The organism is Dickeya aquatica (assembly GCF_900095885.1).
GTDB lineage: Bacteria > Pseudomonadota > Gammaproteobacteria > Enterobacterales > Enterobacteriaceae > Dickeya > Dickeya aquatica.
In genome coordinates, this window is the sequence record NZ_LT615367.1 from 2,948,971 (window position 1) to 2,975,009 (window position 26,039).

The window sequence follows — 26,039 nt, forward strand, 5'->3', positions numbered from 1 at the left end:
TCTGTTATCACGGAGGCTTCTATGGCATCAACGCCCCTGCCCATGCCGGAGTACAGCCGCAATATGCGGCTGATTGGACACAGCGATCAGGGCGGGCGTCCTGATGGCGTTCAGGTCATGGTTCATCGTGGTTACGCCTACATCGGACACATGGTGTCGCAGGGCGTATCGATTGTCGATGTGCGTGACCCGAAAAACCCACGCGCGGCCGGATTTATCGCCGCGCCACCGGGCACATGGAATATTCATCTGCAAACCCATGATGACCTGCTGCTGGTGGTCAATGCCCGCGACCTGTTCGCCGACGCCCGTTTTGCCGAAGAGAAAGTTTATTACACCCGCTCGGTGGCACAAACGGTCGCCACAGGCCCGCAGGATAAGCGCTGGAGCGCGGGGCTGCGCATTTTTGACATTTCAACGCCAGATAAACCGTATGAAATCAGCTTCCTGCCGCTTGACGGTATCGGGATTCACCGCATCTGGTATGTCGGCGGACGCTGGGCGTATGTCTCCGCCCTGCTTGATGGCTACAGCGACTACATTTTCCTGACCATCGATCTGGCTGACCCGCGTAAGCCCGAAATCGCCGGGCGCTACTGGCTGCCCGGCATGCACACGGCGGGTGGTGAAACACCCGACTGGCCACAAGGCAAACGCTACGCGCTGCACCACGCTATTGTCAGCGGCGATACCGCCTACGGTAGCTGGCGCGACGGCGGCCTGACGCTGCTGGATGTCAGTAACCGGGCCGAGCCGACACTGATTTGTCACCGCAACTGGAGCCCGCCGTTTGGCGGCGGTACCCATACCGCGCTGCCACTGCCGGATCGTGACCTGCTTATCGTGCTGGACGAGGCGGTGCTGGATAATCAGGAAGACGGCGAAAAGCTGATTTGGGTGTTTGATATCCGCGAGCCCGCCAATCCGGTGAGTATCGCCACCTTCCCGCAGCCCAATGAAACCGACTATGTGAAGAAAGGGGCGCATTTTGGCCCGCATAATTTGCATGAAAACCGGCCGGGCAGCTTCATCAGTTCCACACTGATTTTTGCCACCTACCAAAACGCCGGGGTACGCGCCTATGACATCAGCAACCCGTACCGCCCGAAAGAGACCGGTGCGCTGGTGCCTGCCGCACCGGAGCGCATGATGGATAAGCGTCCAGGCCGCCCGCGTGTTATTCAGTCCTGTGATGTGTTTGTCGATGCCCAGGGCATTATCTACAGCACCGACTACAACGCCGGGTTGTCAATTATCGAATACCGTGGCTGATCGGCAGACAAAACGCAGACAAAAAAAGATGAACCCTGCGGGGTTCATCTTTTTTGCATGATGGCCGGTTTGCTGCTTTATGCCAGCGCCAGCACCGACACCCACATCGGCCCCTGTCCCACCGGGTAGCGCGCCAGCGGCGTCAGGCTGCCGTTATCCGGCGCAATGCGATAAACCTCAATGTGATCGGATTTTTGCCCGGCGGCTATCAGGAACTGGCCGCTGTTATCGATGTTAAAACCGCGCGGCTGGGTTTCTGTCGGCTGATGGCCGGTCAGCGTCAAGGTGCCGTTCTGCGCCGACACCTGGAAAATACCGAGCACGCTGGCGGTGCGATCGGTGATATACAGGTGACGGCCATCCGGCGTGATGTGAATATCCGCCGCCCAGCAGGTGCCGGAAAAATCTGCCGGCATGGCGTTTAGCGTCTGTACTCGCTGCCCTTCCCCTTGCGCATCCAGCGCAAACACATCCACCGTGCTATCCAGCTCATTCAGGCAATAGCCCACGCGCAGGCTCGGGTGATACGCCATGTGGCGCGGCCCGGCTCCAGTGGCGCTGGCATAGCTGTCTGGCTGATGTTCGCTCAGGCGGCCATCGTCAGCCACCTTATACAACCGAATGCGGTCTTCTTTCAGGCAAGGAGCCCACAGAATCTGGTCATCCGGGTCGATATTGCTGGAATGACACCCTTCCAGCCCGTCAAATTGCTGCACGGGTGCAACGACCACCCCGTCCTCGCCGATCGGGCTGACACTCAGGCATGCGTTACTGTAAGAGGCGCTGAACAGCACCCGACCTTGCTTATCGGTAGACAGATGCGTCGGGCTGCCCGGCAACGGTGCTACCCCGGCCTGACTGAGTTTACCTTCCGCATCAATACGATAGCTGATAACACGAAATTCCGGGCGCACACCGACATACAGATGGCGCTTATCCGGCGCGACCACCATCGGTTGCACCTGACCGGGAACCGCCACCACCTGTAGCAGGCTCAGTTCTCCGCTCTCCCCCAGTTGCCAGACATGGATCTGCTGGCTGTCAGGACTGGCAACATACACCACTTGCTGCATTGCATTCTCCTTGTTAAACCCGGTCACGCACGACGGCAACACCGCCTTAACCGGTACGGCCCGCAAAAGAGCCTGTTGATCGCGATGGCTTCCAGTGTACCATCCCAATGATATGAACCTGATAATCTGATGAGCATACCATGAGCTATCGCATCATTGCCCTCGACCTTGACGGCACTCTGTTAACCGCCAAAAAAACCATCTTACCGGACTCGCTACACGCACTGGCCGAGGCCAGACAAGCGGGTCTTCGCGTGATTATCGTCACCGGCCGTCACCATTCGGCCATTCATCCGTTTTATCAGGCGCTGGCGCTGGATACGCCGGTTATCTGCTGTAACGGCACCTATTTGTACGACTATGCGCGCGCGCAGGCGCTGCATGCCAACCCACTGAGTACCGGGCAGGCCAAACAGGTGCTGAACCGACTCCAGCAGTATGACATTCACGCCCTGATGTATGCGGATGATGCGATGTACTACCAGCAGGAAACCGGGCACATTACCCGAACCCAAACCTGGGCGCAGAATCTGCCGCACGCACAACGCCCGGTATTTCGTCAGGTCACGAGCCTGATGGACGCGGCGGATGAGGCAACAGCTATCTGGAAGTTTGCCACGCATCACAGCAACACCGCCGTACTCAATGACGCAGCCAAACAGCTGGAGCATGAACTGGGGTTGTCATGTGAATGGTCATGGATGGATCAGGTCGATATTGCCCAGACCGGCAACAGCAAAGGGCGGCTGCTGCAACGCTGGGTCGAATCCCAGGGCGTGAGCATGAATGAGGTCGTGGCTTTTGGTGATAACTTCAATGATATTAGTATGTTGTCATCGGCAGGCTTAGGCGTTGCCATGGGCAACAGTGCCGATGAGGTAAAAGCGCACGCCGATATGGTGATCGGTGATAATGAATCACCGGGGATTGCCGGGGTCATACGCCAGCGCATTCTGGCCTAAGCGCCTCGCGTCACCGGGCCGTCAACACGGCGGCCCGGTTTCGTTACAGGGTTTACGGTGTGACGGGGTTCACGGCGTAATAGACACGCTTTTAATCTGGGCATACAGCCACTGGCGTGATTTTATCCCCAGCTCGTCGCGCGCCCAGGGTGTAATGCGCGCCCAAAGCACCTGACCGCCGATATCGAGCTTCACCTCCACCTGATCCTCAACATCCAGGCATTCGATAACAAACACCGCCAGCACATTGCGAATGCTGCTTGCTGATGGGCGCTGCGTCACCAGCGACACATCGGCGGCATTGATGCGAATACGCAGCACCGTCCCCTGTTGTGCATCAACGCGCCCGACCCACAGATGCTGTTCACCCAGTGACAGCGCTGTCATCGCATAACGCGGGTGATGCGCCATCACCGTCACTTTCAGAATACTGCTCTGCTCCTCGCGCGGCAGCCAGGCACGCAGCGCACTGCTTGCCCAAACCGCTTCCAGCGTACCTTGTGCTTTCACCTGCCCGCTATCCAGCACCAGTACCCTGTCCGCCAGCCTGACCACCTCTTCCAGACTGTGGCTGACATAGAGAATCGGCGTGTTAACCTCACGCGCCAGCCGCTCCAGATACGGCAACAACTCGCGCTTACGCGGCGTATCCAGCGAGGCTAACGGCTCATCCATCAGCAACAATTCCGGGGCAGTGAGCAGCGCCCGGCCAATCGCCACCCGCTGCTTTTCGCCGCCGGACAAGGTGAGCGGATACCGCCTGAGCAGCGGTGCAATACCGAGCAACTGCACGATGTCATCAAACTGCGCGCGCATCTGTGCGGCCATGCCGTAACAAAGATTGCCGCGCACCCGATAATGCGGAAACAGGCGGGCATCCTGAAACACATAACCGATGTGCCGCTTTTCTGGTGGCAGAAACAGCTTACGCCCGGTATCGACCAGCACCCGGTCATTGAGTTGAATACGCCCCTTGTCCGGGCGGCTTAACCCCACAATGGCATTAATCAGCGAGGTTTTACCGGCACCGGACACGCCAAATACGGCACTGATACCGCTGGCAGGCAGTTCACTGGTAATGTTGAGTTGTAAATCTCCCAGTTGCTGTGTGAAGTCCAGTTGCAGCATTACCCCCCAGTTTCCTGCGGCTCCAGCGCGTCAGCCATTCCGACAACAGCAAGGAAACCAGTGATAAGCCAATGGCTATCGCACACAGCCGGGCGGCCTGCATTTCAGCCCCCGGCGTTTCTATCAGGGTGTACATGGCGTTAGGAATGGTGCGCGTCTCCCCTGGGATATTTGACACGAAGGTAATAGTCGCACCGAACTCGCCCAGCGAACGGGCAAACGCCAGCACGGTGCCGACAATAATGCCCGGTAGCGTCAGCGGTAGCGTAATGGTAAAGAAGACCCGCCAGCGCCCGGCTCCCAGCGTGCGCGCCGCCAGTTCCAGCCGGGTATCCACCGCTTCCAGCGCCAGCCGGATAGCACGCACCATCAGTGGAAAGGCCACCACCGCCGCCGCCAGCGCCGCACCGTGCCAGCTGAAACTAAAACTAAAGCCGAACCACTGATACAGCAAAGCCCCCACCACACCTTTACGCCCCATCACTATCAACAACAGGTAGCCAATCACCACCGGTGGCAGCACCAGCGGCAGGTGGATAACGCTATCCAGCAGGGATTTACCGACAAACTGGCAGCGTGCCAGCACCCAGGCTACCAGAATACCGAATGGCAGGCTGAGGCTGACGGCCACCAGCGACACTTTCAGGCTTAAGGCAACCGCCTGCCACTCATAGTCCGTGAGGAACATACTTTCGCTACCGAATAGCATTAGCGCGGCGTAAATCCATATTGCTTAAATACAGCGGCGGCCTGCGGTGTTTTCAGATACTCCGCAAAGGCGTTCACCACCGGAGTGTTACGCCCTTTGATAACCGCCAGCGGGTACTCCACCGGTTTGTGTGTGTTCTCAGGGAAAATACCGACCACTTTGACTTTGGTGCTGGCGACTGCATCGGAGCCATACACGATCCCCAGCGGCGCTTCTTCACGCTCGACCAGCGCCATCGCCGCACGCACATCATTGGCTCGCGCCATCAGCGGTGACAAGGTTTCCCAGGCGTTCAGGGTCTGTAGCGCTTCTTTTGCGTAAAGTCCGGCCGGAACATGATCCGGGTCACCTACCGATAAACGCCCGCCCTTGAGCAAGCTTTTCCAGTCGGTTTTTTCTTCAATTTTAAAGCCTTTGGTATCGGCCGACTTCGGTGCAATGACCACCAACTGGTTGCCCAGCAAGGTGACGCGGCTGCCCTCTTCCAGCAATTGTTTACCCTGCGCATAATCCATCCATTGCTGATCGGCCGAGATGAACACGTCTGCCGGGGCACCCTGTTCAATCTGGCGCGCCAGCGTGGATGACGACGCGTAGGACGCCACAATCGACACCTGCTTTTCTTTCTGATAGAGCGCGGCGATATCCTGCAAGGCGTTGGTCAGTGACGCGGCGGCAAACACGGTAACGGTTGTCTGCGCCTGTGCGATAGTGGTGCTCATTCCCAGCGTCAGAGTGGCGGCAGCAAGCCAGTGCGTCCATGAAGATTTCATTCTTTTCTCCCATACTTATCGTTGTGTAGTAAATAATATAACGATAAATACCCAATATCGATGGCATTGTCATTGTTCTGGCGCAAAAAAAATCCGGCCACAGGCCGGATTCGTCATCACAGAAATCAGACGGGGATTACTTACGCGCCGGTGCAGACTGGCGATGGCCGATAGCAGAAAACAGGTTGAACACCTCTCCCAGACCGTAGATAGCCCCTAAAATCAGCGCCATCATCACCGGCACCATGCATACCGCAAACAGCAGGCTTTTCAGCAATTCCAACATAGCTACCTCGTATTTCATGCCGACTGGCGCACTCTCCACCGGCAGTCATTAAATTCAGAAAGCGCAAACCACCTTCATCACAGCTCACCAGTTTACCTGAATCGCCAAAACCGACGCGGCGATTTGTGCGGTTTGCCTGTTGGGCGCAAAACGATAACAATAGCCAAAAGCCTCAACTCAAACAGGGATATTCCCCATGCATGCAGAGATTCTCCTTACCCTGAAACTTCAGCAACGACTGTTTGCCGACCCAAGGCGCATCACGCTGCTCAAGCAGGTCAAACAGACCGGTTCCATCAGCCAGGGCGCACGCCTGGCCAGCATCAGCTACAAAAGCGCCTGGGATGCCATTAACGAAATGAATCAACTGGCTGAACACACCGTGGTCGAACGCACCACCGGCGGCAAAGGCGGTGGCGGCGCAAGAGTGACACGATACGGCGAGCGTTTAATACAACTGTATGATTTACTTGGTCAGATTCAGCAAAAAGCCTTTGATGTACTGCACGATGACGGCATACCGCTGGACAGCCTGCTTGGCGCAATTGCACGCTTTTCGCTGCAAACCAGCGCGCGCAATCAGTTTTTTGGCACCATCCTCGACTGTGACCAGCAACCGGTGCAGCAGCATCTGTCCATTTTACTGGCTGACGGCCAAACGCGCATTCAGGCAGCATTAACCCAGCAGAGCGTTGCGCGACTGACGTTAGCAAGCGGCAAAGAGGTACTGGCACTGATTAAAGCGCCCTGGATTATCGTCACGCCGCAAACCGCCCCGCGGCCCGCTCACGATAATGTGCTGGCAGGCCACATCAGCCACCTGCAACCAGGCGAGACTCACAGTGAAGTGTTGGTGACGCTGGACGGTGGCGAAGTGGTCTGCGCCACACTCGCCAACGAAGAGGTAGCCCAGCGAGGCCTTCAGCCTGAAACGGCGGTCTACGCCAGTTTTAATGCCGACAAGGTGATTATCGCTACCCTGTGTTAAGGCCAGACAAGTTCAATAATGAGGCTTACCATCATAAAAAATTAAGAATATCTAAAGTTTTTGTTCACTCTGCCGTTTATTATAGCCACGAAACAGGCTTCTCCGGCCTGTATTGATTAACCGATAATTCATATCTAAATCAGTACATTACCAAGGATTGGAGAGAATGAAGAAGGCATTACTCTTAATACCTGTACTCATAACAACAGTGATAGTAACGCCGCCCTCACCAGCGGCGACAGGCAGCATCACAAAATCATCTTCCGCACAGATAAAATTTATTTATTCAGATGGGACGACGTCGATGGGATTAAGTGCCATGTACGCGACTTCCACAGATTTCCCCTCTGGCACGCTAAATACGCCCAAAAAATTGGCTCGGGTGAGTTACGAAATAGCGGCCTACCCGGGAGCGTATACCGACAAAGTACAACTGTGCTATTTCCAATCCTATCAAACCTCTCCAACACGTTGCATCTCCGTGCCAAGTGGAACATCCGGCACAACGACACAGTTCAACGACTTGCGGTTTGATCTGGGTACGCAAATGCAAATTCGTCATGACATAACCGGACGTCCTGGCAATAACCTTCAACCTTCACGTCGAGAAAGTGTTCGTTGGGACTATAGCTATTAGCGATATTCCCTCACACTTTTAATGACACCGCCAATCACAAAATTTGGGCTAATAATTGGGCTAATAAAAGGTCACAACATGGAAATTCGCGCTGATACCACGACCTATTTTCCGGTTAAAAACACCGCTGACAGCACGCAGAAAGCCGACCAAAATGCGCGGTCACAAACGGGCTCTCACCAAACACCGTCGTCAACCGTCCCACAGACAACGTTCAGTGGTAAAGGGCTGATGATGTCTCGACTGTTCGGTGATGCACACGCAACCCCCACCATCCAGACCGAATTGACGCAGACGACCATGAAAATGTCATCGGTGAACTTTCTCACCCATGAAGACAGAGACAGGCTTTCAGCCCTGTATGCCCATGCACAACAATCTGGCGTGGACTTGCAGTATGTTGATGATTTAGCGCGCGACCTCGGTGACTACCGCATGTTTGGCCGCGTGAGCGTCAGTGTCAATAACGGCAAAATGTACGATATGAACGGCCACGCCCAGACCTTTGCGTTCACGGATGCCGATGCCGCGACCGCCACCCAGATCCTAACCAGTGAAAGCCTCAACACCACGCCATTAGACACCGGGTTTTTGCGCTACCAACTTGACCCCGGCTTTTCGTTCAACCACCGGACAAACTTTGCTTTTTTGGCGGAGGTGGTCAACACCTTCGGTCAAGGGGCGGCCCAGGCCGATGAACCGATGAGCACCGCATTTTCTGTTTACCAGGCACCGGGAAATCATAATTTTGTTGTGAATACCGCCAGTGACAGCACTCTCGCTGTTGAAATGCCCGATCTCCACTCGGTTGATGGCCTCATCTCACTGACCCCAGCCGCAGAGCAAGACGGGTTTCAGCTTGTGGCAGGCAAACTGATACAGCGGGCCATAATGACGCCCATTGAGCAATTGCTCGCCGAGAAAAGCGGGCATTAACCCCCGCCACCGCGGCCGCTGGCTAAAGGGCCGAGGAAGAGCGGCAACGAAACCTTGACAAGCCCGGCACTTGCCTTTACCCGTAAAGGTTATTTGCGTGCTATCAAGGAAATGGACATGTCAGTGTTACACATTCAGCAGGCGCAGTTCCGGTTAAGCGATACCCGGATGATGCATCTGGAGGATTTCAGGCTAGATTCGTCGCAGTGCTGGGCATTTGTCGGCGCGAACGGCAGCGGCAAATCGGCGCTGGCGCGGGCGTTGTCCGGTGAGCTGTTACAATTGGCCGGTCAGCGTCAGTGCGACTTTCAGCGCCTCGCCCGGCTCTCTTTCGAGCAATTGCAGCACCTGGTGGCGCAGGAGTGGCAGCGCAACAATACCGATATGCTCAGTGCCGATGAAGACGACACCGGGCGCACCACTGCCGAGGTGATTCAGGAGAACATTCGGGATGCCGGGCGTTGCCAGCAACTGGCGGCACAATTTGGTATGACGCCCCTGCTGCACCGCCGCTTCAAATATCTTTCCACCGGTGAGACTCGCAAGGCGCTGCTTTGTCAGACGTTGATGGCACAACCCGATTTATTAATTCTCGATGAGCCGTTTGACGGGCTGGATGTCGGCTCACGCAGGCAACTGGCTGAGCTGCTGGCAGCGCTTGCCCGCCAGGGGCAGACGATGGTACTCATACTCAACCGCTTTGAGGATATACCGGCATTTGTCAGTCAGGTCGGGGTGCTGGCAGATTGTGCGCTGGTCAGCCAGGGCGCTCGTGAAACGCTGCTGGCCGATTCGCTGCTCGCCCAACTGGCACACAGTGAGTCCCTTGCCCACACGGCACTGCCGGAGCCGGAACACCCGGCGCAGCGCCCGCAGTTTGCGGCCGAAACACCGCTGGTGCGCCTTGTTAACGGGGTGGTGAGCTACAATGATAAACCGATCCTTCACCAGTTGAACTGGGAAGTGTTACCCGGCCAGCACTGGCAAATCACCGGGCCAAACGGCGCGGGTAAATCGACGCTCTTGAGCCTGATTACCGGCGACCATCCACAAGGTTACAGCAATGACCTGAGCTTATTTGGCCGCCGACGTGGCAGCGGTGAAACCCTCTGGGACATCAAGCGCCATATTGGTTATGTCAGCAGCAGCCTGCATCTGGAATACCGGGTGAGTACCAGCTTACGCCACGTCATCACCTCCGGTTTTTTTGACTCTATCGGCATTTATCAGGCTATCTCCGACAGGCAGCGCTTTCTGGTCGCCCAATGGCTTTCGCTGCTTGGCCTGCCTGACCGCGTGGCTGATGCGCCCTTCCAGTCTCTCTCCTGGGGGCAGCAACGGCTGGCACTCATTGTGCGGGCACTGGTCAAACATCCCACCCTGCTCATTCTGGATGAACCGCTGCAAGGGCTGGATGCCATTAACCGTCAGTTGATTCGCCGCTGGCTGGATATTTTGATGGCGCAAGGGCACACGCAACTGCTGTTCGTTTCTCACCATGCCGAAGATGCGCCGGATTGCATTACCCACCGCCTGAGCTTTATTCCCGACGGTGACGGCTATCGTTATCAGGTACAGCGCTGCTGATATCGCCAGGGCTTTTATGCTGCGTGGCTCCTGCACTTCCCAGTGTAGCCACGCACGATAATCATCGCCACCGGGCAAGTGATAACGTTACCACAAAACCCGTAAATGCTTTATCCTGCCTGACAGTCTCAGACGGAAAGATCGTCTCGATTGATCCACCGGTGATAACACCTCAATATCGCTAATTAGGGCGTTGATCACCTTTTTCCGCCATTGGTCATGCTATTTTTTCCATCAGTTTTCTGCGACAGAGGTCATTATGAAAGTATTGGTTACAGGTGGTAGCGGTTACATAGGCAGTCATACCTGCGTACAACTGATCGCCGCGGGTCATCAGCCGGTTATTCTCGATAACCTGTGCAACAGCAAAGCGAGCGTGGCGGATGCCATTCACCGCGTCAGCGGGCAGGCCGCCGTGTTCTATCAAGGTGATATCCGCGACCGCGCCCTGTTGCAGCGCATTTTTTCCGAACAGGATATCGGTGCCGTTATCCATTTCGCCGGCCTCAAGGCGGTGGGGGAATCCGTCCGTGAGCCGGTTCGTTATTATGACAATAACGTCTACGGTACGCTGACGCTGGTCGAAGCGATGAAGCACGCCGGTGTTAAGACACTGATTTTTAGCTCATCAGCCACGGTCTATGGCGACCAGCCTCAGATCCCTTATCAGGAAAGTTTCCCGACCGGCACACCTGCCAGCCCTTACGGCCACAGCAAATTGATGGTCGAACAAATTCTGCAAGACCTGCACCGCGCCGAGCCTGACTGGAGTGTGGTGCTGTTACGTTACTTTAATCCGGTAGGTGCCCATCCCTCGGGCGAGATGGGGGAAGACCCACAGGGCGTACCGAATAACCTGATGCCTTACATTGCGCAGGTCGCCGTAGGCCGCCGCGACTCGCTGGCGATTTTCGGTAATGACTACCCCACCCCCGACGGTACCGGCGTGCGTGATTACATCCATGTGGTTGACCTGGCCGATGGGCACGTCGCCGCCATGAACACGCTGCACGGCAAGGCTGGGGTACACACCTACAATCTCGGTGCCGGTGTTGGGTACAGCGTACTACAGGTCGTCGAAGCGTTTAGCCGCGCCTGTGGCAAACCGCTCGCCTATCACTTCGCGCCACGGCGCGATGGCGATCTGCCCGCTTACTGGGCCGATGCAGAAAAAGCCGCCCGCGAGCTGAAATGGCGCACGAGCCGGACTCTGGATGAAATGGCCGCTGACACCTGGCGTTGGCAGTCTCGTCATCCGAATGGTTTTCCAGACTGATTGGTGTGCTCATCGCTTGATGAGCTATCCCGTTGACCCGTTTTCGATGACATCGTTAAGGCATTCTCATGGCGTATTTTGACCCCGTTGAACATCCGCATCGTCGTTATAACCCGCTGACTGACCAGTGGGTACTGGTATCGCCACACCGGGCCAAACGCCCGTGGCAAGGGCAGCAGGAAAGCATCTCTTCCGAGGTGCTGCCGTCACATGACCCAGGCTGTTTTTTGTGCCCTGGCAACCTGAGAGTCACCGGGGATACCAACCCGGATTACTCCGGCACCTTTGTGTTTACCAATGACTTTGCTGCCCTGATGGCCGACACCCCGGCTGCGCCGGAAAATACTGACCCGCTGATGCGCTGCCAAAGCGCGCGTGGCACCAGCCGGGTAATCTGCTTCTCGCCTGACCACAGCAAAACCCTGCCGGAACTGCCGTTAGTCGCGCTGGAGCAGGTTGTGGCCACCTGGCAGCAGCAGAGCGCAGAGCTGGGGAAAATCTACCCGTGGGTACAGGTGTTTGAGAACAAGGGCGCGGCAATGGGATGCTCTAACCCGCACCCGCATGGGCAGATTTGGGCCAATGATTTCCTGCCCAACGAAGCCGAGCGCGAAGACCGCCTACAGCGTGACTATTTTGCGCAGCACGGCTCACCGATGCTACTCGATTATCTGCAACGTGAATTGCGCGACGGTGCCCGCCATGTGGTGGAAACCGCGCACTGGCTGGCCGTCGTACCCTATTGGGCAGCGTGGCCGTTTGAAACCCTGTTGTTACCCAAAGCCCATACGCTGCGCCTGCCGGATCTCACGGCCGAACAGCGCCAGGATCTGGCGCTGGCGCTGAAAAAGCTCACCAGCCGCTATGACAACCTGTTCCAGACCTCATTCCCTTACTCAATGGGCTGGCACGGCGCGCCGTTTACGCAAGGCGACCAGCAACACTGGCAATTGCACGCCCACTTTTACCCGCCGCTGTTGCGCTCTGCCAGCGTGCGTAAATTCATGGTGGGCTACGAAATGCTGGCAGAAACCCAGCGTGATTTAACCGCCGAGCAAGCCGCCGAGCGGCTGCGGGCAGTCAGCGACATTCATTATCGTGATTCAGGAGTTCAGGCATGACCTTATCAGCACGTACCCAGGCAGTGTTTCAGCAGCAGTTCGGCTATCCGGCCGCCCTCACCGTGCAGGCACCGGGACGGGTTAACCTGATAGGGGAACACACCGACTATAACGACGGCTTTGTGCTGCCCTGCGCGATTAATTATTCCACCACGATTAGCGCCGCGCCGCGGAGTGACCGCCAGATTCGGGTGATTGCCGTTGATTATGATAACCAGCAAGACCTCTTCTCACTGGATGCCCCGATTGAACATCATGCGCAGTGGCAGTGGGCCAACTACGTGCGCGGTGTGATAAAACACCTGAAAACCCGTGATGACAGCTTCGGCGGCGCGGATTTGGTCATCAGTGGCGATGTGCCGCAAGGCGCGGGCCTGAGCTCATCGGCATCGCTGGAAGTGGCCGTGGGCAAGGCGATTCAGACACTGTATCAATTGCCGCTGGACAATGTGGCGCTGGCGCTCAACGGGCAGGAAGCAGAAAACCAGTTCGTTGGCTGTAACTGCGGCATTATGGATCAAATGATTTCCGCCCAGGGCCAGCGTGGTCACGCGCTGTTGATAGACTGCCGCACCCTGGTTACGCGCCCGGTATCCATGCCGAAAGACGTCGCCGTCGTTATCATTAACTCGAATGTGAAACGTGGCCTGGTGGACAGCGAATACAATACCCGTCGCCAGCAGTGTGAAGCGGCAGCGCGCCATTTTCAGGTCAAGGCGCTGCGTGATGTCAGCGAAGCAGATTTCGCCGCCAAATCCGCCGGGCTGGATGAGGTTGTCGCCCGTCGTGCCCGCCACATTATTACCGAAAACGCCCGCACGCTGGCGGCAGCCGATGCACTGACGCATGGCAACCTTCGCCTGATGGGCGAGCTGATGGCCGCGTCCCATGCCTCAATGCGCGATGATTTCGAAATCACCGTGCCGCCGGTCGATACCCTGGTCGAGATAGTCAAATCGGTGATTGGTGACGAAGGTGGCGTGCGCATGACCGGCGGCGGCTTTGGCGGCTGCATTGTGGCATTAGTGCCGCAACACTATGCCAGAGCAGTGCAACAAGCGGTGTTACAAGAGTATCCGGCCAGAACCGGCTTACAACCGACCTGTTACGTCTGTCAGGCCTCGCCGGGAGCCGGTTATGTCGAATGATGCGCTCGCGCCAGACGGCCAGCCGTTTCAACTCACCTTGCTGCAAAACCGCCACGGTATGCACGTCACGCTGATGGATTGGGGAGCCACCTGGCTCTCCTGCCAGTTGCCGTTAAGCGAAGGGGAGACACGCGAGGTGCTGCTCGGCTGCAAGCCTGAGCAATACCCGCATCAATCCGCCTATCTGGGGGCCTCCGTCGGGCGTTACGCTAACCGCATCGCTGATGCGACGTTACATCAGGGGGATACCGCTATTGCGCTGCATGCCAATCAAGGCGTACACCAGTTGCATGGCGGGCCGGAAGGGTTCCACGCCCGGCGCTGGCAGGTTATCGGGCAACAGACCCATCAGGTGATTTATCAGTTGACGTCACCCGATGGCGATCAGGGATTCCCCGGTATGCTGACAGCTCAGGTGCGTTATCAGCTTACCGACCAGAACGCGCTGGAGATTGAGTATCAGGCGGTGGTGGATAAACCCAGCCCGGTTTGCCTGACCAACCACGCCTATTTCAATCTTGACGGCTCGGCCAGCGATGTGCGCCAGCACCGGCTGCAACTGATGGCGGATTATTATCTGCCGGTAGGCAGTGATGGCATCCCGCTGGACGGCTTGCGCGATGTCACCGCCAGCAGTTTTGATTTTCGCCAGCCTAAAACGCTGCAACAGAACTTTCTGGCTGATGCCGATCAACGCGCGGTTGGTGGTTATGATCACGCGTTTTTGTTGCACCGCACCGGTGGATCTGACGCAAGCCCGGCCGCCTGCCTGTGGTCAGCCGACAACAGGGTACAGATGCAGGTTTATACCAGCGCGCCTGCGCTGCAACTCTACACCGGTAACTTTCTTGCAGGCACGCCGTCACGCGAAGGCGGATGCTATGCAAACCATGCGGGTGTGGCGCTGGAGAGCGAGTTTTTGCCAGACAGCCCCAACCACCCGAACTGGCCACAGCCGGATTGCTGGCTAAGACCCGGCAAACGCTACAGCGCCCTCACCCGTTATGTATTCAGCGCCCATCCGGCAGGTCATGACCGCCAGGCCGATTAATCCTCCCTGAGCCAGCACCGCTGGCTCTTTACAAAACTGTGCAAATTCCTGCTTGTCCGGCGTGAAGTACGCCTCGTACACTGACACTACCGTTTATAGGGATATTGCCTTCATGACAGCATTTCGCCATCGTCCATTCAGCCTGCATGCTCTGCGCCATAAAAGCGCATGGGGCTGGCTGCTGGCGTTATGCTGGTTGCTGCTCAATACCCAACTGGCTGTCGCGGGTCACCGTTGCGGGCTTACCATAACGGCTGCGCCGGTTATGGTGCAGCATGAAGCCCACCGGATGTCACACCCTGCCGATATGCCAGACGGGCAAACCACTGCGCAGGTTAAGGCAAGCGCAGAGATAAGCCCGCTGTGTGAAAAACACTGTTTGCCGGATTCCGCTACTCAGGAGTTGCCTTCACTGTCACTGCTGGCTCTGCCGGTCAATGATGAACTGCTGCCCGTGCCCCCCTCGCCATCGTTAGCCGTCGCCAGTGATGACAGGCTGACACCACCTGTCACCGGCCCCCGGCCACCATTCGCTTTTGCCGATTCAGAGAATAGCCCCTGCGATAAATATCATTTATGCGCCTTTACCATAACATTTTGTTATTTATCGTATTTATGGAGCTATTATCATGCCTAAACTCTCTGTGGCCATCGCCACCCTGCTGGTTTTTTTCCCGCTACTGACACACGCTGACACCCAAACCCATGACATGGGCAACCTGCCCCATACCATGATGGACGAAGCACAACCGCACGCTGCCCAACCGGCCTCACCGGAGACGGCCACGCGCTACCATGCCAACGGCATCGTCAAACAGTGGGACAGCCGCAATGTGACACTTTCGCATGAGGCCATTGCCGCGCTGCGCTGGCCTGCGATGACCATGACCTTCCGCCTGCCCGCGAACCGCGAACTGAGCGTTTTACCGCAAGGCAGCGCGGTGAGTTTCAGCTTTGTGCAAAGCGCAGACGGTTACACCCTGACTGATATTACCCCACGGCAGAATTAATCGGAGCAAACCATGTACATACGCAAGTTTCGCGCTTCCCGCGCGTGGCTGGCGATGTTGCTGTGGCTGCCTGCCGCGTCGTTTGCGGCAACGCTGGGTCTGGAAGAGGCATTACAGGCGGCGGAACGCTATTCCGCTGACCTGTCAGCCAACCGGCACCAGATTAGCGCACTACAGAACATGGCCGATGCCGCAACACAACTGCCTGATCCGCAGTTGAAATACGCTCTCGATAACGTACCGCTCGGCGGCAACAATAACGCTCGCCTGACCCGGGAAGGCATGACCATGCAACGTATCGGTATCATGCAAACCTACGTCAGCGCGACTAAACGTGAGCGCAAGGCACAGACCCTTGAAGCCGAGGCCAAGGCCATACGCAGCAACGGTGAAACGCTGCGTGCCCGGCTGCAACGCGATACCGCTCAGGCCTGGCTGGAACTGGCTATCTCCGGTCAGACGCTAAAAGAGATTGATGCGCTGGTCAAAGAGAGCGGGCAACAACTGGCCGTGCAAAAAGCGGCAGTAGCAGCAGGCACAGCCCCCGCAAAGGTGCTGGAGGCGCAACTGACGCTCGCGGGAATGCAGGACAAACAGGCCGATGCCCGCAGCGTATTCGCCATCGCACAAGCCCGGCTCACCGCCCTGACCGGTATGACCGACATTACCCCACAAGGAGCCATACCGCGCATTGAACGCTTGCCCGCCGACCCCGCACAGCTCTACGGCGCGCTCATGCAACACCCGGATATCGTGCAAGCTGAACAGGAAACCCGGCTGGCGCAGGCGCGTGCTGCGCAATCAGCGGTGGCGGCCCTGCCCGATGTCGGTGTTGAGGTTTACTACGGCAAACGCGGCAACCGCTTTGATGACATGGCCGGTATTGCAATCAGCGTCGATTTACCGCTCTTTCAGTCTCGTCGTCAGGACAAAGATCATGCCGCCGATCTGGCTCGCGGCCTGGAAGCACGCGACCGGGCCGCGCTGGTACAGCGAGAGCACCGGGCACAGCTTGATGCGCTGCTGGCGCAATATCAGGCAGTGCAGGCACGCTGGCACCGCCTGAATGATGAGGTGCTGCCCTTGCAGCAACAGCGCATTCGCCTGCTGCAAAGCCAGTATCAAAGCAACACCGGCGATCTCTCCGGTGTGCTCGACGCACGCCGCGCCCTGCTGGAGAGCCGCATCGCAGCCCAAAACACCACCCGTGAGCTGGCCATGTTATGGGCCACATTGCGTTATCTGACCCCTCAAGGAGCTTTGGCAAAATGAACCGGACGCTCATTACAAGCCTGATAGCCGTTGCACTGGCCGCCTCGACAGCCGGTTACATGATTGGCAAACGCACGGCCCATTATGTCCCCCCTGCATCTTCGCCACAGGCAGACGGTGCGCAGGGCTCGCCCCAGACGAACGATAATCGCACGCGCAAAGTGCTTTACTGGTATGACCCAATGGTGCCGGACAAACGCTTTGAACAGCCGGGTAAATCGCCGTTTATGGACATGCCGCTGCTCCCCCGCTACGCCGATGAGACACAGGATAATGGCGGTGTGCGGATAAACCCGCGCCAGCAACAAAATCTGGGGGTGCGAACCGCACGCGCCGAGCGCCGCGCCCGTACACCCGCGCTTAACGGCTACGGTACGGTGGTGGTTAATCAGCACAGCCTGCGCACCCTGGTCGCCCCCGCTGGCGGCGTAATCGAGCAGCTTGAGGTCAGCGCCGTACAGCAACAGGTACAAAAAGGCCAGACGCTGGCTATTGTGTGGAACCCCGGCTGGGCGGCTGCCCAGCAGGAGTATCTGGCGGTACGCCAGTTAGGCGATGCCGAACTCAGCCGGGCGGCGCGCCAAAAGCTGGCGCTGGCGTTTATGCCAGAGAGTGTCATCCGTAATGTCGAACGTGACGGTAAAACGCAATCCCGGCTCACCATCAGCGCGCCACAAAGCGGTTATGTTAACCGGCTGGATGTGCGCGTCGGCACGCAGCTCACTGCGGCGCAACCCCTGTTTGAGCTTGCCTACGCCGACCCGGCCTGGCTTGAGATAGAGTACCCGGCGTGGCAGGCGGCCGCCGTACACCGTGGCGATACCTTCCTCGCTACCAGCGATAGCTGGCCCGGCGTCACTTTTCAGGGGCGCATCACCGAGGTACTGGCGCAGCTTGATACCACCACTCGCACCCTGAGGGCGCGCATTGAGCTGGACAACCCGGATCAACGGCTCAAACCGGGTATGTACCTGCGCGTGCAGCCCGCCGCCGCACCGGCCCAGACGGTGTTAATGGTTCCCCAATCGGCGCTACTGATGAGCAGCCAGCAAAACCGGGTATTGGTCAGCGACGGGCAAGGCTACTTCACCCCGCGTCAGGTGCAAACAGGTGCGATACAGAATGGCTGGGCCGAGATTTTATCCGGCCTGAATGAGGGCGACAGTGTCGTGACATCCGGCCAATTTTTGCTTGACTCTGAAGCCAGCCTGCACAGCGCATTGGCTGCATTTAGCGACGGGGAGCAAGAGTCTAAAGCGGCACAACCCAGCGCTGCCCCGCCAGAGGGCGACTATCAGGCCACAGGCACTCTCAACGCCATTAACGGCAGGCAGGTGACGATTGCCCATGAAGCCATTCAGGCTCTGGGCTGGCCACCGATGACCATGGATTTCACCGCCGACAGCGCATTACCCGATACCCTTCGCCCCGGCATGCAGGTGAGATTTCGCTTTCGCCTGCAAGACAGCGGCGCACAACTGCGGGATCTCCAGCCGATCGCCACGACAGCACACGGAGGCCACCAATGATAGCGCATGTGATTCGCTGGTCCATTCAGAACCGGTTTTTGGTGCTGATAGCCACACTGCTGATGGCGTTCTGGGGAGGGATATCATTACAGAACACGCCGCTGGATGCCCTGCCCGACTTATCTGACGTGCAGGTGATTATTCGCGTCAGCTACCCCGGCAAATCCCCTCAAGTGGTGGAAAACCAGGTCACCTACCCGCTGACCACCACCATGCTATCCGTGCCGGGAGCCAAAACGGTACGCGGTTTTTCGATGTTCGGTGATACCTATGTCTACGTGCTGTTTGAAGATGGCACCGACCCCTACTGGGCACGTTCGCGCGTACTGGAGTACCTCAGTCAGGTGCAATCGACCCTGCCTGCCGAGGCGAAAGTCGCGCTGGGGCCTGATGCCACCGGCGTTGGCTGGATTTACGAATATGCACTGATTGATAAAAGTGGCCAGCACAGCCTGGCCGAACTACGCGCCATTCAGGACTGGCAACTGAAATATGAGCTGAAAACGCTGCCCAATGTGGCAGAAGTCGCCAGTATTGGCGGTATGGTGCGCCAGTATCAGGTGGTGCTGAACCCCGAGCAGTTGCGCGCACTTAACATCACGCACCAGCAGGTCATCGAGGCACTGCGGGCAGCGAATCAGGAAGGTGGCGGATCGGTTATCGAGCAGGGCGAGGCCGAGTACATGGTGCGCAGCCGCGGTTATCTGCTAAAACCGGCCGATTTTCTCAACGTGCCCGTGGGCCTGCGTGAGGGCGTTCCGGTGTTATTACAGGATGTCGCCAGCGTACGTGAAGGCCCGGAAATGCGCCGGGGCATTGCCGAGCTTAACGGCGAAGGGGAAGTCGCCGGGGGAGTGATCGTGCTGCGTTCGGGGAAAAACGCACTGGAAACACTGCGTGCAATTCATGCCCGTGTACAGCAAATCCGCCAGCAACTGCCTGCCGGGGTTGAACTGGTCACCACCTATGACCGCTCACCGCTGATTGAGCGTGCTATCACCACCCTTAGCCATAAACTGCTGGAAGAGTTTGTGGTCGTTGCGTTGGTGTGCGCGCTGTTCCTGTTTCACTGGCGTTCCTCGCTGGTGGCGGTCATCAGCCTGCCGCTTGGTATTCTGGGGGCGTTTATCATCATGCGCTATCAGGGTATCAACGCCAACATCATGTCGCTGGGCGGGATTGCGATTGCCATTGGGGCGATGGTGGACGCCGCCATCGTGATGGTTGAAAACATGCACAAAGTGGTCGAACAGTGGCGGCATCAGCACCCTGACCGCGAGCCCGATAACGCCACCTGGTGGCAGCTTGCCACGCAGGCCGCCACCGAGGTAGGCCCGGCCCTGTTTTGCAGCCTGCTGATTATTACGCTGTCGTTTATTCCGGTGTTCTCGCTGGAAGCACAAGAAGGCCGCATGTTCTCGCCGCTGGCCTTTACCAAGACGTATGCAATGGCGGTCTCGGCGATGCTCGGGATAACGCTGGTGCCGGTGCTCATGGGTTATGTGGTGCGCGGCCGTCTGCCCGATGAACAGGCCAACCCGTTAAACCGCTGGCTGATTGCACTCTATCAGCCGGTGTTACAGCGGGCACTGCGGTTTCCTAAAACCACGCTGGCGCTCTCACTGGCGTTACTGTTGCTCACCGCCTTTCCGCTCATGCGCCTGGGCAGCGAGTTTATGCCACCGCTTGATGAGGGTGACCTGTTGTATATGCCCTCGACCTTGCCCGGCATTTCGCCTCGTGAGGCGGCGCGTTTGCTGCAACAAACTGACCGACTCATCAAAACGGTGCCGGAAGTCGAAAGCGTATTTGGCAAAGCCGGACGCGCCGACAGCGCAACTGACCCGGCGGCGCTGACCATGTTCGAGACGACCCTGCGCCTGAAACCACGCGAACAATGGCGACCCGGTATGACAATGGACGCACTGATTGCCGAGCTTGACCAAGCGGTGAGCCTCCCCGGTATTGCCAATGTCTGGGTACCGCCTATCCGCAACCGGCTTGATATGCTGGCAACCGGTATCAAAAGCCCGGTGGGTATCAAGGTCAATGGTGATAATCAGCAGGATATTGAGCGGGTAGCGGCACGTATCGAGCAGGTGGTAAAACGCGTACCCGGCGTCACCTCGGCGCTGGCAGAGCGGTTAACGGGAGGGCGATATATTGATATTGACATCGATCGTGTCCGCGCGGCCCGCTATGGCGTTTCCGTGCAAGAGTTACAATCGATGGTGGCTACGCTGATTGGCGGACAAAACATTGGTGAAACACTGGAGGGCCGCCAGCGCTACCCGATTAATGTGCGCTATCCGCAGGAAAGGCGCGATTCGCTGGACGCTATAAAAAATCTGCCGGTCGTCACACAACGCGGTGCGCACCTGACGTTATCCGAGCTGGCGGATATTCGTATCAGCGAAGGGCCGCCGATGCTAAAAAGCGAAAATGGCCGACTGAGTAACTGGGTCTATGTTGATTTACGCGGGCGTGACCTCAAATCAGCCGTTGACGACATGCAAAAACAGGTGGCGCAGCAGATTATCCTGCCACAGGGCGTCTCACTCAGTTGGTCCGGGCAGTTTGAGTACCTGGAACGGGCTACCGCCACCATGAAACGGGTGGTGCCCTTCACATTGATGATTATTTTCATTCTGCTGTACCTGACGTTTGGCAAGATCAAAGACGCGCTGCTGATTATGGGTACACTACCCTTTGCACTGATTGGCGGCGTCTGGTTGCTATACCTGCTTGGGTATCATCTTTCTGTCGCCGGGGCGGTGGGGTTTATTGCACTGGCCGGGGTGGCTGCCGAGTTTGGTGTCATTATGCTGCTATACCTGAATCAGGCGGTGGAGAAACATCGCCTGCCCGGGCAAAAGCTGACCGAGCATCAACTGATGGCTGCGATTCGTGAAGGCGCAGTCCTGCGCGTGCGGCCTAAAATGATGACGGTAGCCACCATTATGGCCGGTTTGCTGCCGATTATGTGGGGCGGTGGCAGCGGCTCGGAAATGATGCAACGCATCGCCGCACCGATGATTGGTGGAATGATCAGTGCTCCTGTGCTCTCCATGCTGGTGATCCCGGCGCTCTTTTTGCTACTTCAACGCAATAAAGTGGAGAAACAGAGCAACTGAAACGATAAAGCGCGCTATTTTGTCGTCATCATGCTGACCGATAAATCCGTCGGCCAGATGACTAGCGATTGCCGATAACCGCTCTGCGGCCCTATAATGAGCGTAGTTATCATAGAAATCTTAGTATATGAAGGAGTTAAGCTATGGCTGTAACGAAACTGGTACTGGTGCGACATGGTGAGAGCCAGTGGAACAACGAAAACCGCTTCACCGGCTGGATGGACGTTGAGCTGTCTGAAAAAGGGGTTAATGAAGCCAAACAGGCAGGTAAACTGCTGAAAGAAGAAGGCTTCAGCTTCGATTTCGCCTACACCTCGGTGCTGAAACGTGCCATTCACACCCTGTGGAACGTACTGGACGAGCTGGATCAAGCCTGGCTGCCGGTCGAGAAAAGCTGGAAACTGAACGAACGTCACTACGGTGCGTTACAGGGTCTGAACAAAGCGGAAACCGCTGAAAAATACGGCGACGACCAGGTCAAACTGTGGCGTCGTGGTTTTGCCGTCACCCCGCCAGAGCTGACCCGTGAAGATGAGCGTTTTCCGGGCCACGACCCGCGTTACGCGTCACTGAGCGACAAAGAGCTGCCGCTGACGGAAAGCCTGGCGCTGACTATCGAGCGTGTGGTGCCGTTCTGGAACGAAACCATTCTGCCGCGTCTGAAGACTGGCGAGCGCGTTATCATCGCTGCACACGGTAACTCCCTGCGTGCACTGGTGAAATACCTGGATAACATGAGCGAAGAAGAAATTCTGGAACTGAATATCCCAACCGCCGTGCCGCTGGTTTACGAGTTTGACGAAAACTTCAAACCCCTGAAACGTTACTACCTGGGCAATGCTGACGAAATCGCAGCAAAAGCCGCAGCTGTTGCCAACCAGGGCAAAGCAAAGTAATACGTGAAATCATCACCCTTTCGCGGTGATGATGAAAAACCCGGCCTGGCCTAATGCTTGTCAGTTAAGCCTTTGAAGGAGGCCGCAACGGATAACGTTGCGGCCTCTTTTTTACCGCTATGGGGTAATGACGTGCTCTTCGTTCCGGCAGGACCAACCCCGGGGCCATCGCCATTATCTCTTTCATTATTCGCGGGATTTTTCCCGGTGCCACACCCGGTAACAGGCTCAACTGACTTTTCAGATACAGCGCTGACTGTTTAAAACTCATCTGATAAGGCTCCACACCTTTCAGGCTATACGCCATCTGTGCCATCATGAACCTCAGAAGATTGTAGGACAGCGCCACTCCCCACCGTTCCTGACGCACAAGCTCCGGTTTTTTGCTTCTTACCGTTAGCTCATTATTCAGCAGATGTTGTTTCATCTCCCTGAACCCATGCTCTATTTCCCGGCGATGACTGTACAGCTCCACAATATCAGATTTTGGATACCTCAGCGGGTCACACATGGAGGTCAGTATCTGTACCACCTTGCCGTTGAGCGCTTTGCTGATAAGCCTTGCTGTCAGCGTCTGCGGCGCGAGCGGCCATTTTTTCTTCGCCTGTGGCGATAACGATAATTCCACCAGTTCCTGCCCGGCACCTGACTTGCGTATCACTCGGTACTGAGCACCTTTACGCAGTGGCCGCATCCAGTGCCTTTCCGTTCCGGTGAGACAGGGGCGTTTTCTCAAACCACAGGCGCTGAGTTTTCTCAAACATTAACCGGACGACGTCTTCACCGGGTCGCTGGCGAGCCTGAACAACGGCACTGGGCGCGACAAAGGGTCGTTTCCCCGGCAGCAGAATGTCCAGATGAGACACGAGCTGGTTCATTGAATGGGAACGAAAAAGTGACATTCCCATCACGGCCCAGACCATCATTTCCATCGACAGTCGGCGTTTACGTAATGTGACCACGCCGGTATCGGCAAGGCACTCATCAATCAGTTCAGGAGAAAGGCGGTCTGAAGGGGCTGCGAACTCCTGAGGAGTAAATGGGTGGAGGGTGTCCAACGCCTGGCTGAGAAGCATAAAAAAATCCGTAATCCTTGAGAGATTACGGATTCTTGCAGAACTGCCGGATCGTTCAACCGATCATTTTTGTCTTAACTGATCGGCATTACGGCCTGGCCGGTTTTTTTTATTGCTTCAGCAATCAGCCCCGACGCTGGCGTACTGCGGCAGCCAACTGGCGCAGCAGTTTTTCGGTGTCGCTCCAGCCGATACAGGCATCGGTCACGCTTTTGCCGTAAACCAGTGCGTCACCGCTCTCCAGATTCTGATTACCCTCAACCAGATGACTTTCGACCATCACACCCATGATGGCACGCTCGCCCCCGGCAACCTGACGGCAAACATCCTCACAGACATCCATCTGTTTCTTGAACTGCTTGCTGCTGTTGGCATGGCTGAAATCGATCATCACCTGCACGGGCAAACCGGCTTTTTCCAAACCGACTTTCACAGCCTGAACATGTTGTGCACTGTAGTTAGGCTCTTTGCCGCCGCGCAGAATGATGTGGCAGTCGTGATTGCCGCTGGTATTCACAATCGCAGAGTGACCCCACTTGGTCACAGACAGGAAGCAGTGCGGTGCACGGGCGGCATTAATCGCATCAATTGCCACCTTGATAGTGCCATCCGTACCATTCTTGAACCCAACCGGGCAAGAGAGCCCTGATGCCAGCTCACGATGCACCTGCGATTCAGTGGTACGCGCACCAATGGCCCCCCAGCTCATCAAGTCTGCCATGTACTGCGGGGTGATCATATCCAGAAACTCACCCGCAGCCGGTAAACCGGTGTCATTAATTTCCAGCAGCAACTGACGTGCAATACGTAACCCGTCATTAATCTGGAAACTGTTATCCATATGCGGATCGTTAATCAAGCCTTTCCAGCCAACGGTCGTGCGCGGTTTTTCAAAATAGACTCGCATCACCACTTCTAAATCGCCATGCAGTTCTTCACGTAACGATAATAGCTGTGCCGCATACTCTTTGGCGGCGATGGGGTCATGAATCGAGCAAGGGCCAATCACCACCAGCAGGCGATCATCACTGCCTTTGAGGATTTTATGGATGGCGCTGCGGGCATTAAATACCGTTTGTGCTGCACGTTCGGTGGCAGGGAATTTCTCCAATAATGCAACGGGGGGAAGTAACTCTTTAATTTCTTTGATTCTCAAATCGTCATTCTGGTAATTCATAATGGGTCCATGTCTCCAGGGCTGCGAAGGGAGCCTTCCCTCTCAGCCCAGAGTAAAAACAGAAAAATAAAAATGTCGTGAACATATTGCAGGCTGGCGATGATAAGTCAAGCGGCCAAAAAATAACGCCATGTCTCGACAAGGCGTTTTACCGGTTCTCGGCGATGTGTCCATGTTAAATGCCACACCAGCCCTATCACGTAATATTTACGCCACACGCGCCAAAGGGTGAGAATGATTGACCCTGGCACTGTTTATCCACAACCGGCTCCCATTGAGCGCAATACCGGTCAGGATAAGATACTGCAATGACATGGCATAGACGCCCTGACAGGCAAAGATAACGACGCTTATCACGTCAATTACCACCCACAGTAACCAGTTTTCCACATATTTTCTTGTCATTAGCAGCATGGCGGCGACCGAGAGCACCGTCATGGCGGAGTCCCAGAAGGGGAATGCATCCGGTTGCAGTTCAGGCATCGAAACATCCAGCCCAATCGCCTGCATCAGCGCCACCGCAATCTGACTTAGCAAGGCAAAGAAAGCATCGATATAACGTGACATCAGCAGTGTGGCAATAACACATCCCGCTCCCCAGAGCACCGCCTGACGGCGAGACAGCCAGCGAATGCGCAGCTCGGTTTGCCGATCGCCGGTTTTGCGGCTCCAGGCATACCAGCCATACACGTTGGCGGCGATGAAAAAAATTTGCAGTAACAGGCTGGCGTAAAGCTGAATCTGAAAGAAAATCAGCGCAAATAATGACACATTGATCAAACCGAACAGGTAGTTCTGCGTTTTTTCCAGACTGGCAAGCCAGATGCATGCCAACCCCGATAACGTTCCCAGCGCTTCAATCCACGACAAGTCGTAACCTTTTGCCCCTAACGGGATGTGAACCAGAATTGTGCTGGTACTAAAAAAATCCATGTGAACTCCTGAGCCTGACTCGCTACAGCGACACAGGCGATGACCTCTCTATCCTGATTATCAGG

The 26,039-nt window shown here is 56.6% G+C and carries 23 protein-coding genes and 1 pseudogene; 16 read left to right on the forward strand and 8 right to left on the reverse strand.

Going from position 1 to position 26,039, the window contains the following annotated elements; all coding sequences use genetic code 11:
• The first annotated feature begins 21 nt into the window (after window positions 1–21).
• Window positions 22–1,272, forward strand: coding sequence for an LVIVD repeat-containing protein (locus tag DAQ1742_RS13290; protein WP_035340902.1), 1,251 nt, complete (start codon window positions 22–24; stop codon window positions 1,270–1,272).
• A gap of 77 nt (window positions 1,273–1,349) precedes the next feature.
• On the opposite strand, the gene pgl is transcribed toward DAQ1742_RS13290, so the two are convergent.
• Window positions 1,350–2,345 (reverse strand): 6-phosphogluconolactonase, encoded by a 996-nt coding sequence (gene pgl / locus DAQ1742_RS13295; RefSeq protein ID WP_035340899.1) that lies wholly within the window; start codon window positions 2,343–2,345, stop codon window positions 1,350–1,352.
• Between the two features lie 140 nt (window positions 2,346–2,485).
• Between pgl and DAQ1742_RS13300 the strand changes: the two genes are divergently transcribed.
• A complete protein-coding gene (locus tag DAQ1742_RS13300; protein ID WP_035340896.1) occupies window positions 2,486–3,307 on the forward strand; it encodes a pyridoxal phosphatase in 822 nt (273 codons plus the stop codon).
• A gap of 69 nt (window positions 3,308–3,376) precedes the next feature.
• On the opposite strand, the gene modC is transcribed toward DAQ1742_RS13300, so the two are convergent.
• The 4 genes from modC to DAQ1742_RS13320 all read right to left on the reverse strand — a co-directional run bounded on the left by modC (window position 3,377) and on the right by DAQ1742_RS13320 (window position 6,203).
• Complete coding sequence (gene modC, locus DAQ1742_RS13305) at window positions 3,377–4,435, reverse strand: molybdenum ABC transporter ATP-binding protein ModC (RefSeq protein WP_035340893.1); 1,059 nt, start codon at window positions 4,433–4,435, stop codon at window positions 3,377–3,379.
• On the reverse strand, window positions 4,377–5,123 hold the full coding sequence (gene modB, locus DAQ1742_RS13310; RefSeq protein WP_180706146.1) for a molybdate ABC transporter permease subunit: 747 nt from the start codon (window positions 5,121–5,123) through the stop codon (window positions 4,377–4,379). The genes modC and modB overlap by 59 nt, the downstream gene beginning before the upstream one ends.
• A 20-nt stretch (window positions 5,124–5,143) precedes the next feature.
• Window positions 5,144–5,917: a molybdate ABC transporter substrate-binding protein gene (gene modA, locus DAQ1742_RS13315; protein ID WP_035340889.1), complete on the reverse strand. Its 774-nt coding sequence runs from the start codon at window positions 5,915–5,917 to the stop codon at window positions 5,144–5,146.
• A gap of 136 nt (window positions 5,918–6,053) precedes the next feature.
• Window positions 6,054–6,203: an AcrZ family multidrug efflux pump-associated protein gene (locus DAQ1742_RS13320; protein WP_035340886.1), complete on the reverse strand. Its 150-nt coding sequence runs from the start codon at window positions 6,201–6,203 to the stop codon at window positions 6,054–6,056.
• Window positions 6,204–6,399: 196 nt separating this feature from the next.
• Here DAQ1742_RS13320 and modE point away from each other — a divergent pair, with 196 nt between their 5' ends.
• From modE to gpmA, 14 genes are all read left to right on the forward strand, one after another.
• Window positions 6,400–7,191, forward strand: coding sequence for a molybdenum-dependent transcriptional regulator (modE, locus tag DAQ1742_RS13325; RefSeq protein WP_035340883.1), 792 nt, complete (start codon window positions 6,400–6,402; stop codon window positions 7,189–7,191).
• Between the two features lie 166 nt (window positions 7,192–7,357).
• Window positions 7,358–7,828, forward strand: a complete 471-nt coding sequence (locus DAQ1742_RS13330; RefSeq protein ID WP_145916163.1) for a hypothetical protein — start codon at window positions 7,358–7,360, stop codon at window positions 7,826–7,828.
• A gap of 78 nt (window positions 7,829–7,906) precedes the next feature.
• Complete coding sequence (locus DAQ1742_RS13335) at window positions 7,907–8,764, forward strand: hypothetical protein (protein WP_051124019.1); 858 nt, start codon at window positions 7,907–7,909, stop codon at window positions 8,762–8,764.
• A 117-nt stretch (window positions 8,765–8,881) separates the two neighbouring features.
• Complete coding sequence (modF, locus tag DAQ1742_RS13340; protein ID WP_035340881.1) at window positions 8,882–10,351, forward strand: molybdate ABC transporter ATP-binding protein ModF; 1,470 nt, start codon at window positions 8,882–8,884, stop codon at window positions 10,349–10,351.
• 259 nt (window positions 10,352–10,610) lie between these two features.
• Entirely contained in the window at window positions 10,611–11,627 is a 1,017-nt protein-coding gene (galE, locus tag DAQ1742_RS13345; protein WP_035340879.1) for a UDP-glucose 4-epimerase GalE, read from the forward strand.
• Between the two features lie 68 nt (window positions 11,628–11,695).
• Window positions 11,696–12,748 (forward strand): galactose-1-phosphate uridylyltransferase, encoded by a 1,053-nt coding sequence (gene galT / locus DAQ1742_RS13350; RefSeq protein WP_035340877.1) that lies wholly within the window; start codon window positions 11,696–11,698, stop codon window positions 12,746–12,748.
• Complete coding sequence (gene galK, locus DAQ1742_RS13355; protein WP_035340874.1) at window positions 12,745–13,896, forward strand: galactokinase; 1,152 nt, start codon at window positions 12,745–12,747, stop codon at window positions 13,894–13,896. The genes galT and galK overlap by 4 nt, the downstream gene beginning before the upstream one ends.
• On the forward strand, window positions 13,886–14,947 hold the full coding sequence (galM, locus tag DAQ1742_RS13360) for a galactose-1-epimerase (RefSeq protein WP_035340871.1): 1,062 nt from the start codon (window positions 13,886–13,888) through the stop codon (window positions 14,945–14,947). Before galK ends, galM begins: the two co-directional genes overlap by 11 nt.
• A 112-nt stretch (window positions 14,948–15,059) precedes the next feature.
• Window positions 15,060–15,584 carry a hypothetical protein gene (locus DAQ1742_RS13365; RefSeq protein ID WP_232046496.1) on the forward strand — a complete coding sequence of 175 codons (525 nt, stop codon included), beginning with the start codon at window positions 15,060–15,062 and terminating at the stop codon, window positions 15,582–15,584.
• Complete coding sequence (locus DAQ1742_RS13370) at window positions 15,577–15,957, forward strand: copper-binding protein (protein ID WP_067486659.1); 381 nt, start codon at window positions 15,577–15,579, stop codon at window positions 15,955–15,957. The genes DAQ1742_RS13365 and DAQ1742_RS13370 overlap by 8 nt, the downstream gene beginning before the upstream one ends.
• A gap of 12 nt (window positions 15,958–15,969) precedes the next feature.
• Complete coding sequence (locus tag DAQ1742_RS13375; RefSeq protein WP_067486656.1) at window positions 15,970–17,229, forward strand: TolC family protein; 1,260 nt, start codon at window positions 15,970–15,972, stop codon at window positions 17,227–17,229.
• On the forward strand, window positions 17,226–18,758 hold the full coding sequence (locus DAQ1742_RS13380; RefSeq protein WP_035340859.1) for an efflux RND transporter periplasmic adaptor subunit: 1,533 nt from the start codon (window positions 17,226–17,228) through the stop codon (window positions 18,756–18,758). The genes DAQ1742_RS13375 and DAQ1742_RS13380 overlap by 4 nt, the downstream gene beginning before the upstream one ends.
• The gene (locus DAQ1742_RS13385) at window positions 18,755–21,892 is read left to right on the forward strand and encodes an efflux RND transporter permease subunit (protein ID WP_035340857.1); all 3,138 of its coding nucleotides are present in this window, start codon (window positions 18,755–18,757) and stop codon (window positions 21,890–21,892) included. The genes DAQ1742_RS13380 and DAQ1742_RS13385 overlap by 4 nt, the downstream gene beginning before the upstream one ends.
• A 143-nt stretch (window positions 21,893–22,035) precedes the next feature.
• Complete coding sequence (gpmA, locus tag DAQ1742_RS13390) at window positions 22,036–22,788, forward strand: 2,3-diphosphoglycerate-dependent phosphoglycerate mutase (protein ID WP_035340854.1); 753 nt, start codon at window positions 22,036–22,038, stop codon at window positions 22,786–22,788.
• Between the two features lie 64 nt (window positions 22,789–22,852).
• On the opposite strand, the pseudogene DAQ1742_RS13395 reads toward gpmA, so the two are convergent.
• The 3 genes and pseudogenes from DAQ1742_RS13395 to pnuC all read right to left on the reverse strand — a co-directional run bounded on the left by DAQ1742_RS13395 (window position 22,853) and on the right by pnuC (window position 25,974).
• Window positions 22,853–23,864, reverse strand: a pseudogene (locus tag DAQ1742_RS13395) (transposase domain-containing protein).
• A gap of 124 nt (window positions 23,865–23,988) precedes the next feature.
• On the reverse strand, window positions 23,989–25,041 hold the full coding sequence (gene aroG, locus DAQ1742_RS13400) for a 3-deoxy-7-phosphoheptulonate synthase AroG (RefSeq protein WP_035340851.1): 1,053 nt from the start codon (window positions 25,039–25,041) through the stop codon (window positions 23,989–23,991).
• A gap of 207 nt (window positions 25,042–25,248) precedes the next feature.
• Entirely contained in the window at window positions 25,249–25,974 is a 726-nt protein-coding gene (pnuC, locus tag DAQ1742_RS13405; RefSeq protein WP_035340848.1) for a nicotinamide riboside transporter PnuC, read from the reverse strand.
• Window positions 25,975–26,039 lie beyond the last annotated feature (65 nt).

Bases quoted from the DNA above. Each gene is read 5' to 3' on its own strand.
- DAQ1742_RS13290 (WP_035340902.1), top strand. From the start codon at position 22: ATGGCATCAACGCCCCTGCCCATGCCGGAGTACAGCCGCAATATGCGG.
- pgl (WP_035340899.1), bottom strand. From the start codon at position 2,345: ATGCAGCAAGTGGTGTATGTTGCCAGTCCTGACAGCCAGCAGATCCAT.
- DAQ1742_RS13300 (WP_035340896.1), top strand. From the start codon at position 2,486: ATGAGCTATCGCATCATTGCCCTCGACCTTGACGGCACTCTGTTAACC.
- modC (WP_035340893.1), bottom strand. From the start codon at position 4,435: ATGCTGCAACTGGACTTCACACAGCAACTGGGAGATTTACAACTCAAC.
- modB (WP_180706146.1), bottom strand. From the start codon at position 5,123: ATGTTCCTCACGGACTATGAGTGGCAGGCGGTTGCCTTAAGCCTGAAA.
- modA (WP_035340889.1), bottom strand. From the start codon at position 5,917: ATGAAATCTTCATGGACGCACTGGCTTGCTGCCGCCACTCTGACGCTG.
- DAQ1742_RS13320 (WP_035340886.1), bottom strand. From the start codon at position 6,203: ATGTTGGAATTGCTGAAAAGCCTGCTGTTTGCGGTATGCATGGTGCCG.
- modE (WP_035340883.1), top strand. From the start codon at position 6,400: ATGCATGCAGAGATTCTCCTTACCCTGAAACTTCAGCAACGACTGTTT.
- DAQ1742_RS13330 (WP_145916163.1), top strand. From the start codon at position 7,358: ATGAAGAAGGCATTACTCTTAATACCTGTACTCATAACAACAGTGATA.
- DAQ1742_RS13335 (WP_051124019.1), top strand. From the start codon at position 7,907: ATGGAAATTCGCGCTGATACCACGACCTATTTTCCGGTTAAAAACACC.
- modF (WP_035340881.1), top strand. From the start codon at position 8,882: ATGTCAGTGTTACACATTCAGCAGGCGCAGTTCCGGTTAAGCGATACC.
- galE (WP_035340879.1), top strand. From the start codon at position 10,611: ATGAAAGTATTGGTTACAGGTGGTAGCGGTTACATAGGCAGTCATACC.
- galT (WP_035340877.1), top strand. From the start codon at position 11,696: ATGGCGTATTTTGACCCCGTTGAACATCCGCATCGTCGTTATAACCCG.
- galK (WP_035340874.1), top strand. From the start codon at position 12,745: ATGACCTTATCAGCACGTACCCAGGCAGTGTTTCAGCAGCAGTTCGGC.
- galM (WP_035340871.1), top strand. From the start codon at position 13,886: ATGTCGAATGATGCGCTCGCGCCAGACGGCCAGCCGTTTCAACTCACC.
- DAQ1742_RS13365 (WP_232046496.1), top strand. From the start codon at position 15,060: ATGACAGCATTTCGCCATCGTCCATTCAGCCTGCATGCTCTGCGCCAT.
- DAQ1742_RS13370 (WP_067486659.1), top strand. From the start codon at position 15,577: ATGCCTAAACTCTCTGTGGCCATCGCCACCCTGCTGGTTTTTTTCCCG.
- DAQ1742_RS13375 (WP_067486656.1), top strand. From the start codon at position 15,970: ATGTACATACGCAAGTTTCGCGCTTCCCGCGCGTGGCTGGCGATGTTG.
- DAQ1742_RS13380 (WP_035340859.1), top strand. From the start codon at position 17,226: ATGAACCGGACGCTCATTACAAGCCTGATAGCCGTTGCACTGGCCGCC.
- DAQ1742_RS13385 (WP_035340857.1), top strand. From the start codon at position 18,755: ATGATAGCGCATGTGATTCGCTGGTCCATTCAGAACCGGTTTTTGGTG.
- gpmA (WP_035340854.1), top strand. From the start codon at position 22,036: ATGGCTGTAACGAAACTGGTACTGGTGCGACATGGTGAGAGCCAGTGG.
- aroG (WP_035340851.1), bottom strand. From the start codon at position 25,041: ATGAATTACCAGAATGACGATTTGAGAATCAAAGAAATTAAAGAGTTA.
- pnuC (WP_035340848.1), bottom strand. From the start codon at position 25,974: ATGGATTTTTTTAGTACCAGCACAATTCTGGTTCACATCCCGTTAGGG.